Below are 23,284 nucleotides of genomic sequence, written 5' to 3' on the forward strand. Positions count from 1 at the left end.
CCTCTATCCACAGATCAGGATTTCCATGACCGTCAGTCCACAGGCACCCGCGAGCGCCGTCACGGCCGCATCGCCTCCGGCGAACCGCGCCGAACGGCTGCTCATACCCGCCACATTCATCACGTGCCTGGGCAACAGCATCCAGATCATCGCTGCCTCTCTCCTGGTCGTTCAGGCCGAGCAGACCGCAATGTCGGTCGGATGGCTGTTCATCGCGGTGGCGGCTCCACAGGCGTTGCTGTCCGTATGGTTCGGACGACTGGCTGATCGCTTCGATCGGCGGATGCTGTGTTTGGTCTGCGATCTGCTCAGTGCGGCCGGTGCCGTGGCGCTCCCGGTCTGGCTCCTTCTCGGCGGGCCGACGGACACTGCCGTCTACGCGACCAATCTCGCACTGGCAACAGTCAGCGCGCTGTTCATCCCCGCCAGCAACGCTCTGGTCAAGGAGCGCGTCCACCCCGAGCGGCTGGGGAAGTTCAACGCGAGATTCGAGGTCGCCACCCAGGCGGGCACCCTGCTCTCCACGGGGATCGGCGGCATGCTCGTCCAGCTGTTCGGAGCCAAGCCACTCTTCTTCTTCAACGGCCTGACGTTCCTGCTGTCAGCGGTGTGCTGGATCTTCGTCGGCCGTAAGCCGATGGCGGCTGCGGCGCAGGATGTGGCGGGAGGGGACGATGTATCGGTGGCTGAGGCGTCGCCAGTGGTCCGGCTCGGCCTGCTCTACGCGATCGGCAACATCATCGTCACGGTGAGCAATGCGCTGGTCGTCGTCCTGGTCGTCCAGGCGTTCAAGCAAGGCGCGGGGGTGCTCGGCGTGGTCGACGCGCTGGCCGGCGTGGGGGTGGTCATCGCGGCAGCCGTGTACGGCAAGCTCAGCGGCCGGCTCGGCGAGCTCCACCTCATGCTGCTCGGATACCTGGGATGCGCCCTTTTCATCACGTTGCAGCCTCGATTCGGCACCATCGGACTGATGATGCTCCTCCCCCTGGGGGCGCTCACCTTCGGCTTGGCCCGCATCTCGGCGCGGACGCTCCTCATGAAGGCGACGACGGAAGACCGGGCGGGGAGCGTCTTCGGTGCCACGAACGCATTCGGCCTCGCTGCCAGCGCGGGCGCCGCACTCGCCATCACCATGCTCTCCGACCACACCCATGTGAAGTACGGCTACCTGTCCCTGGGCGTCCTGGTCGCAGTCGTCGCGAGCATCACGATCGGCTCGGTCCGGCGCCTGTACGGCAAGCAGTCGACGGGCACCTTCGCGTCCTAGCTCGCCCCGTACAAGGCCCTGCTGCCACCACCTCCATCACTGCATCTCTCAAGGAGCCCTGACATGAGGCTGCTCGCGCTTGAAGCCAGCCAGAACAGCACTTACTACATCTCGCGCTATCAGCAGGTCCAGGAGTTCGGCGCCGACCTCTATGTCCTCAACGGAGTGGGGACGCAGGGCGCGTGGCCCGAGGAGCGGTACCGGATCGTCGGGTCGAAGCACATCGACGACATCATCGCGGCGGCATGCAACTGGCACGCGCAGCATGCCTTCGACGGCGTGCTGACGTTCGCGGAACCTTCGGTCACCGCGGCGGCCGCGGTGGCCGAGGCCCTGGGACTACCGACCATCGGGCTGGAGGCGGCCCGGACCAGCCGAAACAAGCTGCTCATGCGCCAGGCCCACGAGAAGGGGGGCGCCGCACACCCGCACTTCCGTTTCGTTCCGGAGCTGGAGGACGCACTGCGGGCCGGCCAGGAGTGGGGTTATCCCCTCGTCCTCAAGCCCACCCTCGGCGCGGGCAGCTACTTCGTCTTCCGTGTCGACGGTCCGGACGAGATGCGCGAGCGGTTCCCTCAGGCCGTCGAAGGCATCAAGGACATGACCTGGGTCGCCATGGAGGCGGACGGGCTCGACCTGGGGTCGAACGGCCTCATCGTGGAATCGTTCCTGGACGGTCGTGAGTTCCTCATCGAGGCCCTGGCCTGGGACGACGAGGTGTACTTGGGGTCGATCGTGGACCGGGTGACCGTGGAGGGGGACACCTTCGACGATGACGTGCACCATGCGCCCACCTCACTCACCCCGGACGAGGTGGCTGCCGTACACGACGCCGTACGTACCGGAGCATGGGCGCAGGGTGTGCGCCGCAGTGTGCTCCACGCCGAAGTCCGCTTCCACCAGGGCCGCCCCCACCTGCTTGAGATCGCTGTCCGTCCCGGCGGCGGAGGCCTGGACCACATGGCCCGTGTCAGCGCGGGATACAGCCCTATCGAGGCCGTGATGGATGTCGCCGGCGGTGTACGCCCCGAGGTCGACCACTACACGCCCACCGACGTACACACCGCTGCCATGTGCCTGATCTCGTCCGCAGGCACGATCCGGGAGATCGCGGTCCCGGAGGAGGTCTCCAACTCCTCCCGGCTCTTCTTCTTCAAAGTCACCGCCAGTCCGGGGGACATCATCAAGCGCCCCCCGGAGGGCAACAGCATCCTCGGTTTCCTGGGCGCGACCGGAACCTCGTTCGAGGATGCCATGAGCACTGCGACAGAACTCGCCTCGCAGATCCGGGTCGAGTTCACCGACTGATTCCGGTCGGGGCCACCGCCCCGCCGGCTTCACCCCATCCCACGCATCTGGAAGGACCCCAGTGCTCCAGCAGACTTCTCCTGCCCGCACCGCTCGACCGCGCCGCTACCTGATGTGCCGCCCGACGCACTTCGCCGTCGACTACTCGATCAACCCCTGGATGGATCCCTGCAAGCCGGTCGATACGGAACTCGCCATCGCCCAGTGGGAACGGCTGCGCGACCTCTACCTGGAACTCGGCCACACGGTCGACCTGATCGAACCGGTTCCCGGCCTTCCCGACATGGTGTTCTCCGCCAACGGCGCGACAGTTGTGGACGGAAAGGCCCTGGTGGCGCGTTTCCGCCACGAAGAGCGTGCAGCTGAGGCAGCGGCCTACGTCGGCTGGTTCCGCGAGCGCGGGTACTCCGACGTTCACCGTGCCGAATTCACCAACGAGGGTGAGGGTGACTACCTCGTCGTAGGCGACCGGATCCTCGCCGGTACGGGGTTTCGCACCGACCGGCGTGCGCACTCCGAAGCGGAGGCGATCCTCGGCCGCCCCGTCGTCACGCTGGAACTGGTGGACCCGAACTTCTACCACCTCGACACCGCCCTCTCGGTCTTGAACGACACCGAGGTCATGTACTACCCCGCCGCGTTCTCCCCCGAGAGCCTGACAATCCTCCAAGAGCTCTACCCCGATGCCATTCTCGCCACCGAGGACGACGCCCAGGTCTTCGGACTCAACGCCGTGTCGGACGGCCGCCGAGTCGTGCTGCCCGAGGCGGCCACGCACCTCATCAGCGCCCTGCGCGAGCGCGGATTCGAACCCATCGGCGTGGACATCACCGAGCTGCTCAAGGCCGGCGGCAGCGTGAAGTGCTGCACTCTGGAGCTGCGTGGCGCGCCCCTCGGCGATGAGCAGGAGCGCATCAACTACAACGGCCGTCGATTCCGCTCCACCCACTCCGGGCCCGGCGGCGAGGCTCCCGAGGCCCTCTACATTCAGGAAGGCGACCTCGTCCGGGCGGAGTTCGCCGGCCGCGACGTGCGACATGGCTCCCTGGCCGGGCGGGTCATCGACTTTCAGGGGACGCTGGATTTCGCCTACTGCATGGTGCTCGACGGCGGCGAAGTCATCTCCGGCCGCAGTCTCAGCACCCCTGAGGTACTGGAGGACGGGCGCATCCGTCTCCGTGAAGAGTGGGAGCGGTACGGAGCCCATGCGGACTCGGGGGTCTCCTACATCGAGGAGGTCCGCAACGTCTGACGCCGCTCCGTGAGGGAGGCGTGATCAACACTCCCTGATTCGCCGCCTTCGGTGGCGCCGCACCCGCCCCAGCCGCGCCACCGAAGGCGGCACCACCCTGCAAGCCGACGAGGAACCAGCTGTTGCCTCCGACCGTCCCCACAGCCGATCCGGCCGACTCCACACCAGTACCCGACCCCCGATCGGCAGACCGGCTGCGGGTGCACTCCGAGCGGCTGCTGCTGCCTGCGGCCTTTGTCACCTGCCTGGGTAATGGCATCCAGCTCACAGCATCGGCTCTCCTGCTGCTCGAGGCAGAGCGGAGCACCCTGGGCGTCGGATGGGTGTTTGTGATGGTGGCAATACCGCAGGTTCTACTCTCGCCGTACTTCGGCCGCCTCGCCGACCGCTTCGACCGGCGGATGCTCTGCCTGGCCTGCGACGTGCTCAGTGCCCTGGCTGCGGTGGCTCTGCCGGCAGCACTGCTGCTGGGCAGCCCCGCCCCACTCGCCACTTATGCGGCCAACTTCCTGCTCGCCTGCATCACAGCGCTGTTCATGCCGGCCTCCAATGCCCTGGTCAAGGAACGGGTGCGAGCCGAGCGGCTCGCCGTTTTCAGCGGCCACTACGAAATGGCGGTCAGTGCGGGCAACCTGCTCTCGACAGCTGTCGGAGGCTTCCTCATCCAGATGGTGGGCGTCGAACCACTGCTCTTCTTCAACGCGTTCACCTTCCTTGCATCCGCAGGATGCTGGGCCCTGATCGGCGGCCGGCCCGAGAAGCGGGACATCACTCAGCCGACCGCCGCCCCGCCACCAGGCCCGGCAGCACACGTACGCGGCATCCCAGCGTTTCGGCTGAGCCTTCTCTACGCGATCAGCAGTGTCATCGTCGTCGTCAGCAATACTCTGATTGTGGTCCTGGTGGTCAAATCACTGCGCCTGGGCCCTGGTGTCCTCGGCGTGGTCGATTCGCTCGCCGGAATCGGCATGCTCCTGGGCGGGCTGTTGTACCGACAGATGACCAAAAGGGTCAGCAACCTGACCGCAGCGGTCATGGGGTATCTGGCCTGCGCGATCGTGATCACGCTGGAGCCGCGGTTCGGGGTGTACTCGCTGGCGCTCTTCCTGCTGGGGGGACTCACCTTCGCGGTGGCCCGCATTTCGACCCGTACGCTGCTGATGAGTACCGTCGCCGAGGAACGAGCGGGTCGGGTCTTCGGGTCGGCCAACGCCCTCGGTCTGGGACTGAGTGTGATCGCCACCCTTGTGGTGTCCCACGTGGCCGACCTCAGCTCGGTCTCCCACTCGTTCCTTGCTCTCGCCCTCCTGACGGCCCTCCCCGCAGTGGTCACCGCAGCCTCACTGCACGGCAGGTCGGTCCACAGCCTCCGGCATGACGGCGTCAGCGCGAAGGCTCCCGCTCAGGAGGGGCGGTCGCATTCAGGGGCAGGCGGGTGAGTGGCGGTGTCCCGGCCTCCAGCCAGCCATGCTTGCTGATCAGATATCCGGCCTGCAGCCTGCTCCTGGCACCGATCCGCTCCATGATCTCGGACACATGACGCTGGCAGGTCCGCAACGACATACCGAGCCTGCGCGCAATGTTCTTGTCGTCCAAACCCTCCACAAGCAGGTGCATGATGGTCTGCTTGGTCTCCCCCGATACCGCTTCTACATTGTATTTCTTGATGTTCAACGGAAATTCGGCGGCAGCCGACCAGGCACGCTCATAGGCCGACACCATGAACTGGACAATGCTCGGGTCCCGGACGAGAACGGCACCCGTGTCCACTCCCTGAAGGGATATGACAGCCGTCTCGCTGTCGAAGACTATGAGGCGGACGAACCCGTCGGCCAGTGTGCGCACTTCTGCACCCAGCGGTGCAACTCGTTCCACATAGGAGTGAGTCGGCTGGCTGAAGCGGGCTGTGTGCTGATAGAGGATCCGCATCGCAACACCCCGGCGGAGCAACTCCTCGTCCCGGGTAATGGCCTCCTCCAGGACGGGCTCACTGCGCCCACCACCGGGCTGAGACGTCAGAACTTCCTTCTCGCAACTGGCAGCAAGCTGCGTCAGCATGGCGCGCACCGTCCCGAGATCGGGCAGCATCTCGACGGCCTCCAAACGGCGCCTGCGGTCTATGCTTTCGTTATACAGTGGCGCCAGCCCTTCCAACTCGGCGCGAACCTGTTCTACTTCTTCCTGCCTGATTCGCAGGGCCCGCTCCATCGGAAAGAGAAGCTGCGCCACAGCGATGTCCGGATTTACTGCGACGAGCAAGTCCCCGCCTCCCATGGCGCGACAGACAAGTCTCATTCTGGCCAGTTCGCGAATGGCGGAATTTACTGAGGAGTCGTCAATCCTAAGACTTGCGGAGACATCCGAGGGAGCAAAGGAAGGGTAATCAAGGGCGTACGCGTAGACCTGTGCCGCAATCTCGCTCAAGTGTGGCAACTGTGAAACCAGATCCACTTCTCGATGGCTCATAAGCCCCCCCGGTTCGAGAATCTCCCCATTGCCGCCTGTGCCACCACCGCACGGCTCCGTGCAGTCGTCAGGGCAACAGGCGCACTATAACCGACATCGCACCCATCTCAAGACTTGTCGGTCGTCAACAGATGTGCTAACAGAGGGAGTTGCGTAGCGGTACATGGTTGATGACACCATCGCTCGACGGCGCCACCCGGCAGCAAACTGGTTGAAATCGAAAAGGATGGTCATGGCAATGGTAACGATCGAAGAGGTGCGTGAACTGGCGCGATCCCTGCCGCGCAGTGAAGAGGCCGTCGTCAGGGACCGAGTCAAGTTCCGGGTGAGACGCATCGTCTACATCTCGTTCTCCAAAGACGAAACCACGATGGGATTCTCGTTTCCCAAGGGGGAGCGAGCGGCGCTTATCGAATCCGCCCCCGAAAAGTTTCGGATGCCGGCCCCCGCCAGCCAGCGATTCAACTGGGTGGAGGCCCGCTTGGGTTCTCTCGACGTGAGCGAAATGGAAGAGATCGTCGTCGAAGCCTGGCGCATGGTCGTGCCGAAGAGCGTGGCGGCGGACCATCTGCGGGGGACCCGATTCGATCACGATCCGCCGGCTTGTGCCCTGCCTGCCCCGGCTCCCCCCTCGCCTTCTGATCTGCGAAAAACAGCCTGCGTATTCAATGGGTTCAGAAATATCGACGCGAGCTGGCTGAGACTGCTCGACAACACGCAGCCGACGCTGGATCTATGCAGGGAGGATCACCGGACCGCACTCTTGCGGTGGCTCAACTCATGGGGCTGCCGCATTCGTTACCCGCGTGCGGGCGAGCCGGCACCTTTCGACACCGGCGTAGCCGCATGGTGGCGTGACCACGGCACAGAGCTGCCCGTCGCACATTTGACCGCCCTTTCGGATCAGGACATCTCTCTCCTTGCTCGTGCCTACTCCGAGCTCGCCGCCCTCCCCGTCAGCTCGGGGCTTCGCGCTCGCTCACTGGGCCCCACAGCAGCCGCAAAGGCGCTCTACGCGATAAGGCCCCACAGCGTCATGCCGTGGGATGCGGCCATCGCGCAGGAACTGCACGGCGCGCGCGATGCCGCAGCGTTCGGCAACCATCTCCGGCTCGGGCGGTCGTGGGCACAGGGCCTGCAACGGACGATGCAGGTGAACGAGGACGACATTCCCGAAGCAATAGGCCGGCCCTCGGTCTCCCTCGCGAAGGTCTTGGACGAATACCTGTATGTGAAAATCACGATGGGCCGTGCCGGATAGCGTTCCGGCCGCAAGCCCCCCGGCTGGAACGATGATTCCCCGCCCGGCCGTCTCGTACGGTCCGGGAACGACACGCTGCACACCTGGCGCCTCGCGCCTGGAGCCGGCTGCTCTGCCCCTGACGGATCTCCAGTGATCGATCTCGAGAGTGCCCGGCCCGGAGCCGGAAACGCTGTCCAAAACATAGCCGGATGGCAGCGTCGCGGGTTCGCGGCTACGCCTGGTCAGCGGGTGGCCAGCCCTGCAACCTGCCTCGTAGGCGTCCATCGCCCGTAGGCCTTGCGTCCTGGACGTCTCTCTGCCGCTGCAGAGCATGCAGGTGGGACCTACGGCCAGGGGTGGAGGTTCACACCACTTGGCCGGGAGTGCCCATGCCTGTCTACAGCGTGATATCCACCCAGAACTGAAGTTCCCCCGTGATGTTGGACACTCAGCACTTACGCCGCGAGGGCATGTCCTTGCTCGTGCCGCTGCCGGATCTCCAACGGGGTCAGATAGCCCCACACTGGATGCTTCCGCAGCCGCCTGCGGTTGTAGAAGGTCTCGATGAACGCGAAGATCTCGGCGCGGGCGGTGGCCCGGTCGCGCCACTGGCGGGTGCCGATCTCTTCCTTCAGTACCGCGAAGAACGACTCGGCGGCGGCATTGTCGAAGCACGAGCCGGTCCGGCCCATGCTCTGCCGAAGCCCCAACCGGCCTATCTCACGGCGGAGTTCCTTGGACGTGTACTCGCTGCCTCGGTCCGAGTGCGCGATGCAGCCGGGCTGCAGACGGCCGCGGCCGGTGGCCATGGTCAGTGCGTCGACGACCAGGCTCGCCCGGTGATGGTCGGCCATCGAGTAGCCGACCACCTCGCGGGTCGCCAGGTCCAGCCAGGTCGCGAGGTAGAGCCAGCCCTCGTCGGTGGCGATGAAGGTGATATCGCCGACCAGCCGAGTGCCGGGCTCACGGGCGGTGAAGTCACGGCCGAGCAGGTCCGTCGCGGGCACGGCCTTCTTCGCCGGACGGGTCAGACTCCGCCGCCTGCGGCGGGTGACTCCGGTAATGCCGCGTTCGCGCATGACTCGCTCGATGCGCTTGCGGTTGACCCGGTGACCGAGCCGACGCAGCTCAGCGTGGATGCGCGGCACTCCGTACGCGCGCCGCGAGGCGATGTGCAACACCGTGATCTCGTGCGCGAGGGCGTCGTCGGCAGCCTTCCGGGCGGTGCGGGCCTGCTGCCCGGCCCGCCAGGCATAGAAGGAGGAGCGGGCCACTTTCAGCAGCCGGCACAGGAGGGCGACGTTGTGGGTGGTCTTCTCCGCCTCGATGAACGCATACACCGCGCTCACCGATCGCTCTCTTTCGCGAAGAAGACCGCCGCTTTTCGCAGCACCTCAATGGTCTCGGCCTGCTCGCGGGCCAGCCTGCGCAGCCGGCGCAACTCCTCCCGCTCGGCCGTCGTCAGCTCGCCCGGCGCCCCCTGACCCCGGTCGGCCTGATCCTGCCTGACCCAGTTCCGCAGCCCCTCGGCGCTGACCCCGAGGTCCCTGGCCACCTCGGTGACCGTCCTGCCGGAGGAGCGAACGAGGGCGACCGCGTCCCGCTTGAACTCCTCCGAGTACCGCTTGCTGCGGTTGCTCTTGCTTCCCACCTGGCACTACTTCCTCTGGAACTTCACGTCCCAGTCTCCAGGTGTCCAACATCAAGGGGAAGCTTCACACGCGGCATCACCGTCAATGTCGTACAGCCCGGGGCGACCGACACGGACATGAATCCCGCGGACGGCCCGTTCGCGGCCACTCAGTTGGCGATGACGCCCCTCGGCCGCTTCGGCACCACTGACGATATCGCCAAGGCGGTCGTCTTCCTCGCAAGCGAGGACGCCGCGTTCATCACGGGCGCGCTGTTGACCATCGACGGCGGATTCAGCATCTGACTCGGGACCAGCACCCGCAACGCACGGGGCTCCGGTGCCAGGAAGACAGTCGACCGCACCGGCGCCTCGCCGTTCCCGAGTCTGTCCATACCGACGCCTTCAGCCCGCTCCGGTGCGGTAGCCACTGTCGGCCCATGCCTTGTTCACGCAGGCGTATGTCGCCGGCGCTGTCGGACACGGCAGCGGCGGTCTCCCAGACGGCCAGTAGGAGGCCGGGGGTGTCGACGTCGGGATGTCGTTTGCGATCTGCGATTTTCTTGCCCGTATCGCTGCGCAGTCGGGCATGACGCTTTCCCAGGGCGCAAAGGGGAGGAGCGAACGAGAAGCCTCAAGGGCCGCCAGCCGGCGTCCGAAAGAGGCGTACCGCTCACGGAACCAGGCGGCGTCGTCCGCGGAATCGCGCAGCCCAGCCTCACGATCGGCGCGCAGTCGTCCGCGGTTGGCCCGCATCCCGGCGACGCGCTCGGAGATGCCGTTTCCCGGGTCGTACACCGTCTCGTAGATCAAGCCGTCGCCGAACTCCCGCAGGGTCGGCCACAACGCCGCGGGCGACCTGCCTTATGGCTTCCGCAGCGTGCGGATGCAGTTTAACCTGGTCGATCCTGCTGCCGATCACCTTCCGCACGTACTGGAAGCCGTAAGACGGTTTGCCCTTCGGGCGACCGGGCGCACGGGTCTTGATTGTGGCGTCACGGTTCCGGCGCCGGATCGCGCGGAGTTCCATCTGCGCACCCCATGCCTCCACGGTGAAGTGGTTCTCGTCGGCCGGGTCGTCCAGTTCCCACGGACCGTCAAGCCTGTACGTGACGAGCAGTTTCTTCGCGCCAAAGAGCCAAGGGCCCAGCTTCGGGCGCGTCATCGGATCGGTGGCGCCCGACACCTCCCAATCGTCGGCCGAGCCGAAGACGTGGGCGCCGAGGAAGGCGGCGGCCGTCAGCACGTTCTCCCGCCGACGCTCGGGGAAGACGTGGCCGGCTTCACGCGGGAGGGCCACCGCACGCCGAGCAGGCATGTGCCACGTCCGTCGTAAGGTCGTTCAACCATGTTCAGGTCCGTACCGTGCAAGTTGCTCTCCGCTCAAGAGTGCGGAGTAGGGAGAATTGGCGGCAGGACCTCCATGAGCGATCTTGGTCAGCCCAGGAAGCTCAGTCGAACCCGACGGTTGGCATTGGAGATGTTCGTGTCCACCAACCTCCGCTAGGACAACCGTCAAGGTGCTCGATCGCGCCTTCCACGTGATGCCTCATCGAAAGATGTCACGCAGAGCGGGAGCGAGCACAGTTGCAGGTCAGTGCAGGTACGAGGCCGCTTCGAGCACCCTTTCGGGCTTCTGGAGCGTCACAGACGGCCAGCGGATGCCCTCGCCGTCGAAGTCACCGTGGTAACGAAGAGCGGCACCCCGGTCGATGAGTAGGCGCAGGAGCTGGATCGCGGCGCTGTTGGGCCGGCCGGACGTGCAGACGAGCGGCGGGCAGTCGGGGCCGAAGCGGCGAAGGGCGAGGGCCAGGAAGCTGGGGTTCTCCACCACGTGGACGACGTATGGGGCAAGGGCGGCGCCCGCGCGGGTCCACAGGGCGCGCCGTTCCGCTGCGGACTGCGGTGGAGCAGCGTCGTACAGGGGTCGCTAGGGCGCGCAGGACGAGCGTGGAGAGAGGTGTGCCGTCGTCGAGAGCGTGCGCGTGACCGTTCAGAACCCGGGCGGCGAAGACGGGCAAAGGTTCGGCCTGACCAGGGAGTTCGGCGAGCACCGGCAGTCGCGGGCCGCGCGGGACGTGGGGTGATGCACGGTCACCGGAGCGTCGTCCACCGCCTTGCGCAGACCCTGGCGGTTGGTGTCCTCCTTGACGTACCGCACGCGGTCACCGAATCCGGCGGCCCGGTGGCGCATCGCCGAACAGCCAATGAGGGGTGCTGGACTCTTCGTCAGTCATGCCGAGCGCTCCATCGACGATCCGTTGCCAGACCGGCGCACCGCGCGACGTCGGCGCCTTCCGCACAGATCAAAGCGCACCCCGACACGGGCCATGCCCCCGCACACGCCGGGCAGCCGGGGCCGTCTCGCCGACGGCCGCTCGCACCTTCTCCACATATCCGGAGGCAAAGTGACGGAGTGAACACGGAGGCCCGGAAAACGCTCCATAAACACGCCATCCATTCGCAGATGACACACAGGGGCGGGCGATTCCCGCTCATTTTCACACCGCCGTAATACGGAAGTCTTGCGTACTCCCCCGGCAACACACCTCATCGGCCGCCCGGAATTGCGGGGACAGTCGGGCCGGAGAAACCTGCACACGGCGTGCGCACACCGGCCACCGTTCCGGTCACGGAACACCAGGTCGGGGCGGACTCAGGGGACGATTGGGACGGTAGTACGCCGCGCGAGGCCTGAAGTTGCGATGACGTCGAATTCATCCGGTGAAGCTCATGAAGAATCTGCTCCCATGCAATGGATGCCTCTGCACGTGATTCGATTCCAGCGGAGCGGCAACCACGGATCCGTCGCAGTTCGATTGGCCGTACGAGGCACAGGCGTGCTTTTATCCTGGGCCATACGGGGGCCGCACGACGGGCTCCCGTACATAAGTAATTTCCATACGAAGGGCGCTCATCATGAACTACACCCCCCAGGTCGAGACCGCCGAGATCTCCGACAGCGACCTCGACAACGTCTCGGGCGGCCTCGTCGGCGGTCTCGTCGGCAACGTCACGGGCACCGCCGAGAGCATCGTCCCGGTCGCCGGCCTCGTCGGCTCGGTCACCGGTCTCGTCGAGGGCTCCACCGGCGTGAACACGGGCGCGGTCACCGGCCTGGCCACCGGCCTCACCGCCGGTCTCTGAGACACGGCAGCACCCGCCGAGCCCCGGAACCCATCGGTTCCGGGGCTCGGTGCCGACCACTGACAGGTGAGGAAAGAGTTCCGTGCAGTTCCGCCAACAGGCCCTTTCCAAGCTGCAGTCGCCCGAACAACTCGATCTGCCGGTGCGCTTCGCCCGCCCGCAGGGCCTGATCGCCCTCTGCGTCACCGTCGCCGTGATGGCCGCCACCTGCTTCTGGGCCATGACGGGCTCCGTCGCCAGCACGCTCGACGCCCCCGGCATCCTCACGCATTCTCGCGGCAGTTACATCCTGCAGAGTCCGGTCGCCGGGCAGATCACCGAGGTGCTCGCCGACGAGGGCGAGACCCTGCCCAGGAACTCCCCCCTGCTCAAGGTCCGTACGGAGCAGGGTGAACGCGTCGTCCGTACGATCGACGCGGGCCGGCTCACCTCGGTGACGGCAACGATCGGCGCGGTGGTCACCACCGGCGCGGACGTGGCGAGCGTCGAACGGATCGACGGGGCCGACGACCCGCTGGTCGTCCTGCTCTACGTATCAGGCAGCAGTGCCGCGTCCGTCCCGGTGGGCGCCTCCGTCGACCTCACCGTCCAGTCCGTGCCCGCTCAGCAATACGGGGTGCTGCGCGGCAAGGTGGCCGCGGTCGGCAGGGCCGCGCAGACACAGCAGCAGATCACCCGCTTCCTCGGCGACGCCCAGCTCGGCGAGCAGTTCTCCGAGCGCGGACGGCCGTTGGCGGTCCTGGTGAAGATCGAGCGCTCGGACTCCACGGAGTCCGGCTACCGCTGGTCCTCGGCCGACGGCCCCCCGTACGCGATCGGCTCCATGACCCTGGCCACCGGCTCCGTCCGTCTCGCCGACCAGCGCCCGATCGATTGGCTGCTCCCGTGACCGCACCGCACCCGTCCCCCACCGCCCAGCATCTGCCGCCGCCCGGCCGCGGCAGGCACCGCCCGGAGGGAATCCCGGGCAACAGGCGGCGATCGCGTCCGGCGCCGAAGCCCGGGCGGACGAAGACCGTGCACACCCCCACCGTGCTCCAGATGGAGGCCCTGGAGTGCGGTGCGGCCTCGCTGGCAATGGTGCTCGGCCACTACGGCCGCCATGTGCCGCTGGAGGAGCTGCGGATCGCCTGCGGCGTCTCGCGTGACGGCTCACGCGCCAGCAACGTGCTCAAGGCGGCCCGTAGTTACGGCCTCCAGGCCAAGGGCATGCAGATGGAGCCCGCGGCCCTCTCCGAGGTCCAGGCGCCCGCGATCCTCTTCTGGGAGTTCAACCACTACGTCGTGTACGACGGCGTGGGACGCCGTCTCGGACGGCGGGGCGTGCACATCAACGACCCCGACAAGGGACGCCGGTTCGTGCCCGCCGAGGATTTCGACACCAGCTTCACCGGGGTCGTCCTCGTCCTCGAACCCGGCGAGGACTTCGAGCGCGGCGGCCGGAAGCCCGGCGTCATGGCCGCGCTGCCGGCCCGGCTGCGCGGCACCACGGGCACGATGCTGGTCGCCCTGCTCGCCAGTCTGCTGCTGGTGGCCGTCGGGGCGACGCTCCCGGCCCTGAGCCGCACCTACATCGACATGTTCATGATCGGTGAACAGACCTCGCTGCTGGGTGTGCTGTTCGCCGCGATGGGCACCATGGTCGCCCTCACCGTCGTACTGACGTGGCTGCAGCAGGCGAATCTGCTGCGCGGGCGCATCATCTCGTCCACGCTCGGCAGCGCGCGCTTCTTCCGGCATCTGCTCCGGCTGCCGGTCACCTTCTTCTCGCAGCGCAGCCCGGCCGACCTGGTCCAGCGCCTCCAGTCCAACGACGCCGTGGCCGAGACTCTCGCCCGGGACCTCACCGCGGCAGGCGTGGACGGCATCGTCGTCCTCCTCTACGCGTTCCTGCTCTGGACGTACGATCCGCAGCTGACCGTCATCGGGGTGGGGATCGCGCTGCTCAACGTGGTCGCGATGCGCATCGTCATACGGTTGCGGGCTGTCGGCACGCAGAAACTGCGGGCCGACAGCGCACGGCTCACGAACACCTCGTACACCGGTCTCCAGCTGATCGAGACGATGAAGGCCACGGGTGGCGAGAACGGGTACTTCCGGCGGTGGGCCGGGCAGCACGCGACGACTCTGGACGAGCAGCAGCGCCTCGGGGTGCCGAGCGCCTGGCTGGGCGTCGTCGCCCCCACCCTCGCGACGCTCAACAGCGCGGTGATCCTGTGGATCGGCGGGCTGCGGGCCGTGGAGGGGCACATCTCGATCGGTCTGCTCGTCGCCTTCCAGGCTCTGGTGACCCGCTTCACCGCGCCGGTCACAAGGCTCAACGGGGTGGCGGGCCGCGTCCAGGACTTCGCGGCCGATGTGGCCCGTCTCAAGGACGTCGAGAACTTCCCGGTCGACGCGCTGTACTCCCGCCGTGAGCCCGCCGCGAGTACCCGCCGCCTCAAGGGCCATGTGACGCTGGAGGACATCACCTTCGGCTACAGCCCGCTCGACAAGCCGCTGCTCACCGGTTTCTCGCTGTCCGTGGGGCCGGGGCAGCAGGTGGCGCTCGTCGGCGGCTCGGGCAGCGGCAAGTCGACGGTCTCCCGGCTCATCTCGGGTCTCTACAGCCCGTGGGAGGGCACGATCCGTATCGACGGGCAGCGTCTGGAGGACATACCCCGGGGCGCGCTGGCCGCGTCCGTGTCCTTCGTCGACCAGGACGTCTTCCTCTTCGAGGGGACGGTCCGGGACAACGTGGCGCTGTGGGATCCCTCGGTCCCGGACGAGGCGGTGACCGAGGCCCTGCGGGACGCCGCCCTGTACGACGTCGTCGCCCGCCGCCCTCGTGGCATCCACAGCCGGGTGGAGCAGGACGGCCGGAACTTCTCCGGCGGGCAGCGTCAGCGCCTGGAGATCGCCCGCGCGCTCGTGCGCCGCCCCAGCATCCTGGTCCTGGACGAGGTCACCAGCGCGCTGGACGCCGAGACGGAGCGGGTCATCATCGACAACCTGCGCAGGCGCGGCTGTGCCTGTGTCGTGATCGCGCACCGGCTGAGCACCGTGCGCGACAGCGACGAGATCGTGGTCCTGGACCACGGGACCGTCGTGGAACGCGGCCGGCACGAGAATCTGGTGGCCGCCGGGGGCCCCTACGCCGATCTGGTCAGGGAGCACTGACGTGGCATCCGTTCATCCTCTCGCAGGCATGGAGGCTCCCGGGCAGGACCCGGTCATCGGCGCGCTGGGAGCTCTCGGCGAGCCGGTCGACTGCACCGGGCTGCGGAGTCTGTCGCTGGAGGGCCCGCAGGTGCTGTGGCTCGTAGTGGGCGGCGCCCTCGACCTGTTCACGGTGGACGCGGTGGAGCAGGGGCACTGGCACTTCCTGGGCCGGCTCGAACCGGGAACCCTCGTGCTGGGTCCGGTCGAGGGCCCGCAGCACACCCTGATCGGGCGGCCGCTCCAGGAGTGCGTGCTCCGCCGGATCCCGCTGCGTGAGCTGTACCGGCCGGAGTACGCCGGCCAGGGGACGTACGAGGGTCAGTACCGCAGCCATTACGACACGGGGGACGCCACCCTGAGCCTGCTGGAGCACGCCTTCTCGCTCGGCGTGGGCCGGAGCCAGCGGGTGCTGTTCGAGGCCCCGCTGGACGGGCGGACCACCTTCGACGAGACGGTGGGCGACGACGACATCCTGTGGCTGCCGGTGTCGCCCGGGAGTGTGCAGTACGGCGCCGCGTTCAGCGCCGAGGCGGCGGGTGACCTGCTTGTCGACCCGGCGATGTGGCAGGGGATGGTCAATCAGCAGTACCGCCTGCTGTCGGCGCTGGACCGCTGGATCGAACAGCTGGAGCGCGCTCACGAGGACCGGACCGCGGCGGGCATGAAGGCGGGCGAGGCCGTCCGCAAGGAGGCCGACCATGCGTTGCTGACCTCGATCGGCCGGTCCCGGAGGGGCTCTTCGCCCGCGACGGGTGCCTCGGACGACGCGGTGTACGCGGCCTGCCGCCTGGTGGCCCAGGACTCCGGGATCGTCCTCGCGGAGCCCGCGACGGGCGGGGCGGTGAGCGACCGGATCGACCCGGTCGAGCGGGTCGCGGTCGCCTCGCGCATCCGCACACGCGCGGTGCGGCTCGACGGGCGCTGGTGGCGGGAGAACTCCGGGCCTCTGGTGGGCCACCGGGCCGCGTCCGGGGCACCGGTCGCCCTGCTCTGGCGCCGTGGCCGCTACGAGGCGGTCAATCCGCTGACGGGGCGGCGCAGCCGGGTCGGCAGCTCCTCTGCGCAGGAGCTCGACGAGCGCGCCGTGATGTTCTACCGGCCACTGCCGGAGCAGCCGTTGAGCAAGAGGCAGCTGCTGCGCTTCGGACTGTTCGGTACCCGGGGCGACCTGCGGAAACTGGTGCTGGCGGGACTGGTGACAGTTGCGCTGGGGTCGCTGGTGCCGATCGCGACCGGCAAGGTGCTCGGCGTGTACGTACCCAACGCCCAGAACGCCCTCATCGTGCAGGTGTCACTGGCCGTCATCATCTCCGGTGTCGTCTCGGCGGCCTTCATGCTGCTGCAGAACCTCACGATCCTGCGGATGGAGGGGCGGATCGAGAGCACGCTCCAGCCCGCGGTCTGGGACCGGCTGCTGCGGCTGCCGACGAAGTTCTTCACCGGGCGCTCCACGGGGGAACTGGCGAGCGCGGCGATGGGGGTGAGCGCGATCCGCCGGGTGCTGTCCGGCACCGGTCCTGTCGTGGTGCAGGCGGGCACGCTCGGGGTGATGAATCTGGGCCTGCTGCTCTGGTTCAGTGTGCCGCTGGCGCTCACCGCCGTCGCGATGCTGGTGGTCATCTCCGGGGTGTTCCTCACCATGGGTATGTGGGAGCTCCGCTGGCAGCGCCGCCTGGTCGTGCTGGGCAACAAGCTGAACAACCAGGCGTTCCAGACGCTGCGGGGGCTGCCCAAGCTGCGGGTCGCGGCGGCCGAGAGCTTCGCGTACGGGGCATGGGCGGCGGAGTTCGCCCGCAGCCGCGAGCTGCAGAAGCGGGCGGGCCGGATCAAGAATCTGACGACGGTCCTCAACGCGGTCTATCTGCCGCTGTGTTCGCTGGTCATCTTCGTCCTGCTGGCGGGCCCGGCACGCGGGTCCCTGACGGCCGCCGAGTTCCTGACCTTCAACACGTCCGTGACGATGCTGCTGACTGCCGTCACCCAGCTCACCGGGGCGTTCGTGTCCGCAGCCGCCGTGCTGCCGATGTTCGAGCAGATCAAGCCGGTGCTCGACGGGGCACCCGAAGTACGCGGCACCAGCACCCAGCCGGGCGCACTGTCCGGGGAGATCGAAGCCCGGGGTGTGTCCTTCCGCTACTCCGACGACGGTCCCGTCGTCCTCGACGAGGTGTCGCTGACCGTCCGGCCCGGCGAGTTCGTCGCCATCGTGGGACCCAGCGGGTGCGGCAAGTCGACGTTGCTGAGGCTGCTCATCGGCTTCGACAAGCCGGTGTCGGGCAGCGTGCTGTACGACGGCCAGGATCTGACGGCGCTCGACCGGGCGGCCGTGCGCCGTCAGTGCGGGGTCGTGCTGCAGAACGCCCAGCCGCTGTCCGGATCGATCCTTGACTGCATCTGCGGTGCCGAGGTCTTCACCCAGGAGGAGGCATGGGAGGCCGCCGCCATGGCGGGGCTGGCCGATGACATCAGGCGCATGCCGATGGGGCTGCACACGATGATCTCCGGCGGCGGCTCGATCTCCGGCGGGCAGCGCCAGCGGCTGATGATCGCCCAGGCCCTCGTCCGACGCCCCCGCATCCTGTTCCTCGACGAGGCCACGAGCGCGCTCGACAACGAGACCCAGCGCACCGTGATCGAGAGCACCAGGTCCCTGCGGGCCACCCGGGTCGTCATCGCGCACCGGCTGTCCACGGTCATGGACGCCGACCGCGTGATCGTCATGGCGGAGGGCCGGGTCGTCCAGGAGGGGCCGCCCGCCGAACTCCTCGCGGACACGCACGGGCAGCTCCATGAACTGGTACGGCGTCAGATGAACTGAGTGGACGGCTCACGGAGGCGGGTCGTCGAGAGGGCACGACGGCGCGGCTACGATCAGCGCGCCGTCCAGCGCGAGGCCCACAAGGTCGAAATCGACTACGGGCTCCTGAGACTGAAGCCGGGCGACGGCACCTGCGCCAAGCGACCCACCGGCAGGGAACACTTCAAAGCCAAGCGCCTGGGCCAGGACGCCGCCACCCGTGATGTCCTGCGTCTGCGGGCACACCGCGCGGTTGCCGCCGCGCCCGACGAGGCCGAGTACTTCGCCCTACTGGAGGCAACGGGCGAGACCGTACGCTTCAAACCCGGCCCCTCCGGTGACGCGCTCGGCTGCAACTTCTGCCTTGCCCGACGGCATCAACGACAAGGGCGAGCTGGTCTTCCACTCGGGCTCCACGCTCGCCCCCGTCCTGTCCCTGCCCAGAATCCGCAAGAGCCTCGCCACCAGCCCGGATCCGGTCACCGTCCGGCCAGGCGACCCGTGGCACCAGGCCACCGCCGCCACCGAACGACTCGTGAACACCGGGACGATCGTCTCTGCAGGCTCAGTCGGTGCGGCCGGACTTTCGCTCGACAGTCCCACCGAAGCGACTCACTGACGACCTCGGGAGAAATTGGGATCGAGGCGTGCTCGTCTGCCAGTTCGGCCGGTGGGTTGATCAACAGGCTGTCTGCCGGACGGGCACCAGTTCGGTGCTCGTCCGGCGACGGGTTGCCCGTCGGGCGGACCGATCGGAGACAGTCCGGTGATGGCCATGTGGGTCTCGGCGTAGTCCTCGTGCCGCCCGGTGTACCGCTGCGGCGGGCGCCACTTCGTACAGCGCGGAAGCGCGGGCCGCTTCCCGGCGTGGCGCGAGTTCTTCGATCAACTCGCCCAAATGCTGGCGGGAGACGCCGGTGAAGACAGGATGGGACAAGGCCGTGCGGGGTGGCTCGTGATGCACGCCTTGAGAACCCGCACGGCCGCCTTACGTCACGGTCCTGCCTGCCCCACCAGCATTGCTCCCCCAGTCAGTCAAGCCCCCAGTACACGCCCGATCTCTGCGAGCTCCTCCTCCGCCAGCGGCCCGAACTCCAGCGCCCCGGCGTTCTCCTCCGCCTGCGTGACCGTCCGAAAGCCGGGGATGGGCACCGTCCGCGGGCTGCGCGCCCACAGCCAGGCCAGCGCGCCCGTGGCGAGAGTGCGCCCGCGGCTCGTGAGGACGGACCGTACCGCCTCGACGCGTACCAGCCACTGCGGATCGGCACCACCACCCGCCACGAAACCCGGCAGCCAGGCAGGCGGCGCGCTACGGATGTCACCGGCGGCGAGCGTGCTCCCCGGCAGGTACTTCCCGGTCAGCAGCCCCATCGCAAGCGGGCTGCGGTTGATGCTCGCGAGGTCGAACTCCTCACACAAGGTGAGCATTTCGGGCGCGTCCTGGAGGATGTTGCAGCGGTGCTGCACGGCCGCGCAGTGCGGGCCCTCGGCGAAGACTGCCGCGCGCCCCGGGTCGTCGGTGCTCCATGCGTACGCGCGGACGAGCCCTTCCCGCACAAGATCTTCGCAGGCGTCCCGCAGGAGAGTGGCCCGTTCGGGATCCGCGTCCGACAGATGCAACTGGTACAGGTCCACGTAATCGGTGCCGAGCCTGGCGAGCGACGCCGTCAGCGCACGGCGTACGTACGCCGGTGAGTCGTCGCAGCCCGTGAGGACCTTGCTCTCCTCGTCGAAGAGGTTGCCCCACTTGGTGGCCACGACGACGTCCGCCCTGCGCCTGCCGAGGGCCCGTCCCAGTACGCGCTCGCTGTGCCCGGTCCCGTAGACGTCGGCGGTGTCGAAGAAGGTCACGCCGAGGTCCAGCGCACGGCGCACGGCACGCACGGACTCCTCGTCATCGACCTTGCCCCAGCCGAGCGGGCTCCCGTCGGGCCCCTGCCATTGTCCGCCGATGGCCCAGCAGCCAAAACCGAGGGCGCTCACCTCGATTCCGCTTCGTCCGAGGGTCCTTGTGTACGGCGCGTGCGTACCGGCGGCCGTCGTCTCGTTGGTCGTCTCCATGCCTGTGAAGGCTAGGAGTTGGAGTGCATGCGAAGGCAACCCGCCTGCCGGGATCAGGCCCGGTATGCCGCCAGATCAGCGGCCGGAGCAAGACGCCCACCTTCAATTGCTCCCGAGGTCGTAAGCCGTCAGCGGGTGACGCCAGGCCCCGCGGTCGATGGCGGTGTCGGCGCTGACTTGCGCGACCAGCTCGGGGACGACGAGGGTCGGTACGAGGGGTTCGCGACTGTCCCAGGTGGCGGTGAACCGTGCGCCGGTCCATGGGTGGTCGGGGCCGGCCTCGGTGAGGTGGTCGGCGAGTCGGCGGGCGGCATCCGGCTTCAGCGGCGTGGTCCGGCCGACCGCGCGCAGCCGACCGTCTGTGCCGTAGCGGCCGAGGACGAGCAGCTGCGGGCGTCGCAGGGCTCCGGTCAGTCCGCCGATGAACGCTTCGGTGGTCTCGCGGAGACACTGGCGAAGGGCTCGTATTCGAACCATGCGGTATTCGACGGGGAGCGCGGAAAGTGCCGCCTCGACTGTCGCAAGTCTCACGAGCGTTGAATGCGTCTCGGGCCGCCTCTAGAGCTGGGTGGCGCCGCCGTCGACGAGCAGCTCCGCACCGGTGGTGAAGGAGCTCTGGTCTCCGGCCAGGTAGAGGGCGGTGGCGGCGACCTCGTCGGGGCGACCGGCGCGACCGAGCGGGGTCGGTGCGGCGGGCTCGGCCGCCGCGGACTGGTCGTCCTGCGGGAACGCGGCCCGCAGTTCGTCACCGCCGGGGGTCTCGACGGGGCCGGGAGTGAGGGCGTTGACCCGGATCCGACGGTCGGCCAGTTCGGCGGCCCACGTGCGGGCAAGGCTGCGGATCGCGGCCTTGGTAGCGGCGTAGACACCGAGGCCCGGAGCGGCGCGCAGGGCCGCGCTGGAGGAGAGCAGAATCACCGAGGCGCCGACCGGCAGCAGAGGCAGGGCCTTTTGGATGGTGAAGATCGTGCCCTTGAGGTTGACGGAGGTGGTGCGTTCGTACTCCTCCTCAGTGATCTGGCCGAGAGGGCCGTAGTCCCCGAGGCCGGCGTTGGCGACGACGATGTCGAGGCGGCCGCTGCGCTCCTCGATCTCGGCGAAGAGCCGGTCGAGGTCGTCGAGCCGCGACACGTCACCCTGGATGCCGATTCCCCGGTCACCGACCTGCGCGACGGCGGTGTCCAGTTCGGCCTTGCGGCGGCCGGTCAGGTAGACCGTCGCTCCCTCAGCGGCGAACCGGCGCGCGATGGCCAGACCGATGCCGGTAGAAGCGCCGGTCACCAGGGCGGTCTTGTTGTCCAGCTGCCACCCGAATTCAGTAGACATTCTGCTTCATCCGTTCGTCGGCCGCTCGGCCTGGAGCCGGTGGTCGCGGCCTCTGCCCGGGGTGTGCGTCTGCGGGCGGTTCCCCGTTGGATCCGTCGTACCATCGGGCCGCTGCTGCTGCTCGTGCTGTGGCAGGTGCTCAGCGCCACCGGGGTCCTGCACCCCGACGTGCTGGCATCGCCCGGCACCATCGCCCGGGCCGGAGCGGATCTGATCGCGGACGGCACGCTGCCGTCCGCCATGGGGATCTCGCTGCAGCGGGTTGCCGTGGGGCTGGTGCTCGGGGGTGTCGTCGGCACCGCGCTCGCGTTGGTTTCCGGGCTCTCGCGGCTCGGCGAGGATCTTGTGGACGCGAGCGTGCAGATGCTGCGCACCGTTCCCTGGGTCGGTCTCATCCCGCTCTTCATCATCTGGCTCGGGATCGGTGAGGAGCCGAAGGTGGCGCTCATCGCGCTCGGTGTGGCCTTTCATCTGTATCTCAATGTGTACGCGGGCATTCGCGGCGTCGATGCCCAACTCATCGAAGCCGGAGAGTCGTTGGGTCTCGGCCGGTGGGGACTGATTCGGCATGTGGTGCTGCCGGGAGCGCTGCCCGGGGCGATGACGGGGCTGCGTTATTCGCTCGCCACCGCATGGCTGGCGCTGGTCTTCGGCGAGTCCGTCAACGCCGATGCCGGGATCGGCTTCCTGATGAATCAGGCCCGGGAGTTCTTCCGTACCGACGTCATCGTCGTCTGTCTGGTCGTCTACGCCTTCCTCGGCCTCGCCGCCGACGTCATCGTCCGCATACTCGAAAGGCTGCTGCCGCAATGGCGACCGACGTTCACGGGGCAGTGAGCTCCCCCGCTCCGGCCGACCGGCCCGAGACCGCCGTACGGGTCGAGGGGCTGATCCGCTCCTTCGACGGAAGGACCGTCGTCGACGGGCTCGATCTCACACTGCGGGCCGGGGAGTTCACCGCGCTCCTGGGACGGAGCGGCTGCGGGAAGTCGACCCTGCTGCGAGTGCTGGCCGGGCTGGACCGCGAGATCGAGGGGACCGTTCTCGTACCGAAGCGGCGCGCTGTCGCCTTTCAGGCGCCTCGGCTGATGCCGTGGAAGCGGGTCTGGCGCAACGTACTGCTGGGGCTGCCCGGAAAGCCCGAACGGGCGGTAGCCGAGCGTGCGTTGGCGGAGGTCGGACTGGCGGAGCGGTCCGGGGCGTGGCCCAAGACGCTCTCCGGGGGTGAGGCGCAGCGCGCATCCCTGGCCCGGGCGCTGGTGCGTGAGCCCGATCTGCTGCTGCTCGACGAACCGTTCGGCGCGCTCGACGCGTTGACCCGGATCAAGGCCCAGCAGCTGGTTGCCGAGCTCTGGCAGCGGCGTGGCTGCGCGGTGCTGCTGGTCACCCATGACGTGGACGAGGCGCTGCTGCTGGCCGACCGCGCGCTGGTGATGCGGGACGGAGCGATCGCGTACGAGACGCCCGTCGCCCTGGACCGTCCGCGCGCCGTGGGCAGCCCCGAGTTCGCCGCGTTGCGCTCCCGGCTGCTGACCGAGCTGGGGGCCGGGAACACCGTCCCGGTCGCCGAGGCTGCCTGACCAGCC

19 protein-coding genes and 4 pseudogenes are annotated in these 23,284 nt (G+C 68.1%); 13 read left to right on the forward strand and 10 right to left on the reverse strand.

What is annotated here, in order from left to right; genetic code table 11:
- Window positions 1–25: 25 nt before the first annotated feature.
- The 4 genes and pseudogenes from OG507_RS05285 (at window position 26) to OG507_RS05300 (ending at window position 5,266) form a co-directional block, all read left to right on the forward strand.
- On the forward strand, window positions 26–1,267 hold the full coding sequence (locus tag OG507_RS05285; protein WP_327365959.1) for an MFS transporter: 1,242 nt from the start codon (window positions 26–28) through the stop codon (window positions 1,265–1,267).
- A 63-nt stretch (window positions 1,268–1,330) separates the two neighbouring features.
- Window positions 1,331–2,575 carry an ATP-grasp domain-containing protein gene (locus OG507_RS05290; RefSeq protein ID WP_327365960.1) on the forward strand — a complete coding sequence of 415 codons (1,245 nt, stop codon included), beginning with the start codon at window positions 1,331–1,333 and terminating at the stop codon, window positions 2,573–2,575.
- 61 nt (window positions 2,576–2,636) lie between these two features.
- Window positions 2,637–3,458: pseudogene (ddaH, locus tag OG507_RS05295) on the forward strand (dimethylargininase); the annotation flags it as partial.
- A gap of 491 nt (window positions 3,459–3,949) precedes the next feature.
- Window positions 3,950–5,266 carry an MFS transporter gene (locus OG507_RS05300; RefSeq protein WP_327365961.1) on the forward strand — a complete coding sequence of 439 codons (1,317 nt, stop codon included), beginning with the start codon at window positions 3,950–3,952 and terminating at the stop codon, window positions 5,264–5,266.
- Here the strand turns inward: OG507_RS05300 and OG507_RS05305 are convergent.
- Window positions 5,211–6,251 (reverse strand): helix-turn-helix transcriptional regulator, encoded by a 1,041-nt coding sequence (locus tag OG507_RS05305; protein ID WP_327365962.1) that lies wholly within the window; start codon window positions 6,249–6,251, stop codon window positions 5,211–5,213. The genes OG507_RS05300 and OG507_RS05305 overlap by 56 nt on opposite strands.
- Before the next feature lie 205 nt (window positions 6,252–6,456).
- Here OG507_RS05305 and OG507_RS05310 point away from each other — a divergent pair, with 205 nt between their 5' ends.
- Entirely contained in the window at window positions 6,457–7,554 is a 1,098-nt protein-coding gene (locus tag OG507_RS05310) for an MmcQ/YjbR family DNA-binding protein (protein ID WP_327365963.1), read from the forward strand.
- Between the two features lie 437 nt (window positions 7,555–7,991).
- Here OG507_RS05310 and OG507_RS05315 read toward each other — a convergent pair whose 3' ends face one another.
- Entirely contained in the window at window positions 7,992–8,885 is an 894-nt protein-coding gene (locus OG507_RS05315) for an IS3 family transposase (RefSeq protein WP_327365964.1), read from the reverse strand.
- Window positions 8,882–9,187 (reverse strand): transposase, encoded by a 306-nt coding sequence (locus OG507_RS05320; RefSeq protein ID WP_327365050.1) that lies wholly within the window; start codon window positions 9,185–9,187, stop codon window positions 8,882–8,884. Before OG507_RS05320 ends, OG507_RS05315 begins: the two co-directional genes overlap by 4 nt.
- Before the next feature lie 75 nt (window positions 9,188–9,262).
- On the opposite strand from OG507_RS05320, the gene OG507_RS05325 reads away from it, so the two are divergent.
- Window positions 9,263–9,472, forward strand: a complete 210-nt coding sequence (locus OG507_RS05325; protein ID WP_327371870.1) for an SDR family oxidoreductase — start codon at window positions 9,263–9,265, stop codon at window positions 9,470–9,472.
- A gap of 111 nt (window positions 9,473–9,583) precedes the next feature.
- Here the strand turns inward: OG507_RS05325 and OG507_RS05330 are convergent.
- The 4 genes and pseudogenes from OG507_RS05330 to OG507_RS05345 all read right to left on the reverse strand — a co-directional run.
- Window positions 9,584–9,740, reverse strand: a pseudogene (locus tag OG507_RS05330) (IS5 family transposase); the annotation flags it as partial.
- 144 nt (window positions 9,741–9,884) lie between these two features.
- On the reverse strand, window positions 9,885–10,484 hold the full coding sequence (locus tag OG507_RS05335; RefSeq protein ID WP_327365965.1) for a hypothetical protein: 600 nt from the start codon (window positions 10,482–10,484) through the stop codon (window positions 9,885–9,887).
- Window positions 10,485–10,760: 276 nt separating this feature from the next.
- The gene (locus OG507_RS05340) at window positions 10,761–11,000 is read right to left on the reverse strand and encodes a DUF2399 domain-containing protein (RefSeq protein WP_327365966.1); all 240 of its coding nucleotides are present in this window, start codon (window positions 10,998–11,000) and stop codon (window positions 10,761–10,763) included.
- Between the two features lie 88 nt (window positions 11,001–11,088).
- Window positions 11,089–11,220: pseudogene (locus OG507_RS05345) on the reverse strand (TIGR02679 domain-containing protein); the annotation flags it as partial.
- A gap of 865 nt (window positions 11,221–12,085) precedes the next feature.
- Here OG507_RS05345 and OG507_RS05355 point away from each other — a divergent pair.
- From OG507_RS05355 to OG507_RS05375, 5 genes and pseudogenes are all read left to right on the forward strand, one after another.
- On the forward strand, window positions 12,086–12,313 hold the full coding sequence (locus OG507_RS05355; RefSeq protein ID WP_327365967.1) for a type A2 lantipeptide: 228 nt from the start codon (window positions 12,086–12,088) through the stop codon (window positions 12,311–12,313).
- Between the two features lie 82 nt (window positions 12,314–12,395).
- The gene (locus OG507_RS05360; protein WP_327365968.1) at window positions 12,396–13,202 is read left to right on the forward strand and encodes an HlyD family efflux transporter periplasmic adaptor subunit; all 807 of its coding nucleotides are present in this window, start codon (window positions 12,396–12,398) and stop codon (window positions 13,200–13,202) included.
- Window positions 13,199–15,472, forward strand: a complete 2,274-nt coding sequence (locus tag OG507_RS05365; RefSeq protein ID WP_327365969.1) for an NHLP family bacteriocin export ABC transporter peptidase/permease/ATPase subunit — start codon at window positions 13,199–13,201, stop codon at window positions 15,470–15,472. The genes OG507_RS05360 and OG507_RS05365 overlap by 4 nt, the downstream gene beginning before the upstream one ends.
- Before the next feature lie 28 nt (window positions 15,473–15,500).
- Window positions 15,501–18,332, forward strand: a complete 2,832-nt coding sequence (locus OG507_RS05370) for an NHLP bacteriocin export ABC transporter permease/ATPase subunit (RefSeq protein WP_327371871.1) — start codon at window positions 15,501–15,503, stop codon at window positions 18,330–18,332.
- Window positions 18,333–18,362: 30 nt separating this feature from the next.
- A pseudogene (locus tag OG507_RS05375) lies at window positions 18,363–18,906 on the forward strand (mobilization protein); the annotation flags it as partial.
- Between the two features lie 440 nt (window positions 18,907–19,346).
- Here OG507_RS05375 and OG507_RS05380 read toward each other — a convergent pair.
- From OG507_RS05380 to OG507_RS05390, 3 genes are all read right to left on the reverse strand, one after another.
- Window positions 19,347–20,372 (reverse strand): aldo/keto reductase, encoded by a 1,026-nt coding sequence (locus OG507_RS05380; RefSeq protein WP_327365971.1) that lies wholly within the window; start codon window positions 20,370–20,372, stop codon window positions 19,347–19,349.
- 102 nt (window positions 20,373–20,474) lie between these two features.
- A complete protein-coding gene (locus OG507_RS05385) occupies window positions 20,475–20,903 on the reverse strand; it encodes a hypothetical protein (RefSeq protein ID WP_327365972.1) in 429 nt (142 codons plus the stop codon).
- 27 nt (window positions 20,904–20,930) lie between these two features.
- Entirely contained in the window at window positions 20,931–21,698 is a 768-nt protein-coding gene (locus OG507_RS05390) for an SDR family NAD(P)-dependent oxidoreductase (RefSeq protein WP_327365973.1), read from the reverse strand.
- Here OG507_RS05390 and OG507_RS05395 point away from each other — a divergent pair.
- On the forward strand, window positions 21,675–22,535 hold the full coding sequence (locus OG507_RS05395) for an ABC transporter permease (protein ID WP_442811089.1): 861 nt from the start codon (window positions 21,675–21,677) through the stop codon (window positions 22,533–22,535). The two genes, OG507_RS05390 and OG507_RS05395, sit on opposite strands and share 24 nt — an antisense overlap.
- Window positions 22,508–23,278 carry an ABC transporter ATP-binding protein gene (locus OG507_RS05400; RefSeq protein ID WP_327365974.1) on the forward strand — a complete coding sequence of 257 codons (771 nt, stop codon included), beginning with the start codon at window positions 22,508–22,510 and terminating at the stop codon, window positions 23,276–23,278. The genes OG507_RS05395 and OG507_RS05400 overlap by 28 nt, the downstream gene beginning before the upstream one ends.
- Window positions 23,279–23,284 lie beyond the last annotated feature (6 nt).

The organism is Streptomyces sp. NBC_01217, assembly GCF_035994185.1.
Classification (GTDB): Bacteria; Actinomycetota; Actinomycetes; order Streptomycetales; family Streptomycetaceae; genus Streptomyces.

Bases quoted from the DNA above. Each gene is read 5' to 3' on its own strand.
- OG507_RS05285 (WP_327365959.1), top strand. From the start codon at position 26: ATGACCGTCAGTCCACAGGCACCCGCGAGCGCCGTCACGGCCGCATCG.
- OG507_RS05290 (WP_327365960.1), top strand. From the start codon at position 1,331: ATGAGGCTGCTCGCGCTTGAAGCCAGCCAGAACAGCACTTACTACATC.
- OG507_RS05310 (WP_327365963.1), top strand. From the start codon at position 6,457: ATGGTTGATGACACCATCGCTCGACGGCGCCACCCGGCAGCAAACTGG.
- OG507_RS05335 (WP_327365965.1), bottom strand. From the start codon at position 10,484: ATGCCTGCTCGGCGTGCGGTGGCCCTCCCGCGTGAAGCCGGCCACGTC.
- OG507_RS05355 (WP_327365967.1), top strand. From the start codon at position 12,086: ATGAACTACACCCCCCAGGTCGAGACCGCCGAGATCTCCGACAGCGAC.
- OG507_RS05370 (WP_327371871.1), top strand. From the start codon at position 15,501: ATGGAGGCTCCCGGGCAGGACCCGGTCATCGGCGCGCTGGGAGCTCTC.
- OG507_RS05380 (WP_327365971.1), bottom strand. From the start codon at position 20,372: ATGGAGACGACCAACGAGACGACGGCCGCCGGTACGCACGCGCCGTAC.
- OG507_RS05390 (WP_327365973.1), bottom strand. From the start codon at position 21,698: ATGTCTACTGAATTCGGGTGGCAGCTGGACAACAAGACCGCCCTGGTG.
- OG507_RS05400 (WP_327365974.1), top strand. From the start codon at position 22,508: ATGGCGACCGACGTTCACGGGGCAGTGAGCTCCCCCGCTCCGGCCGAC.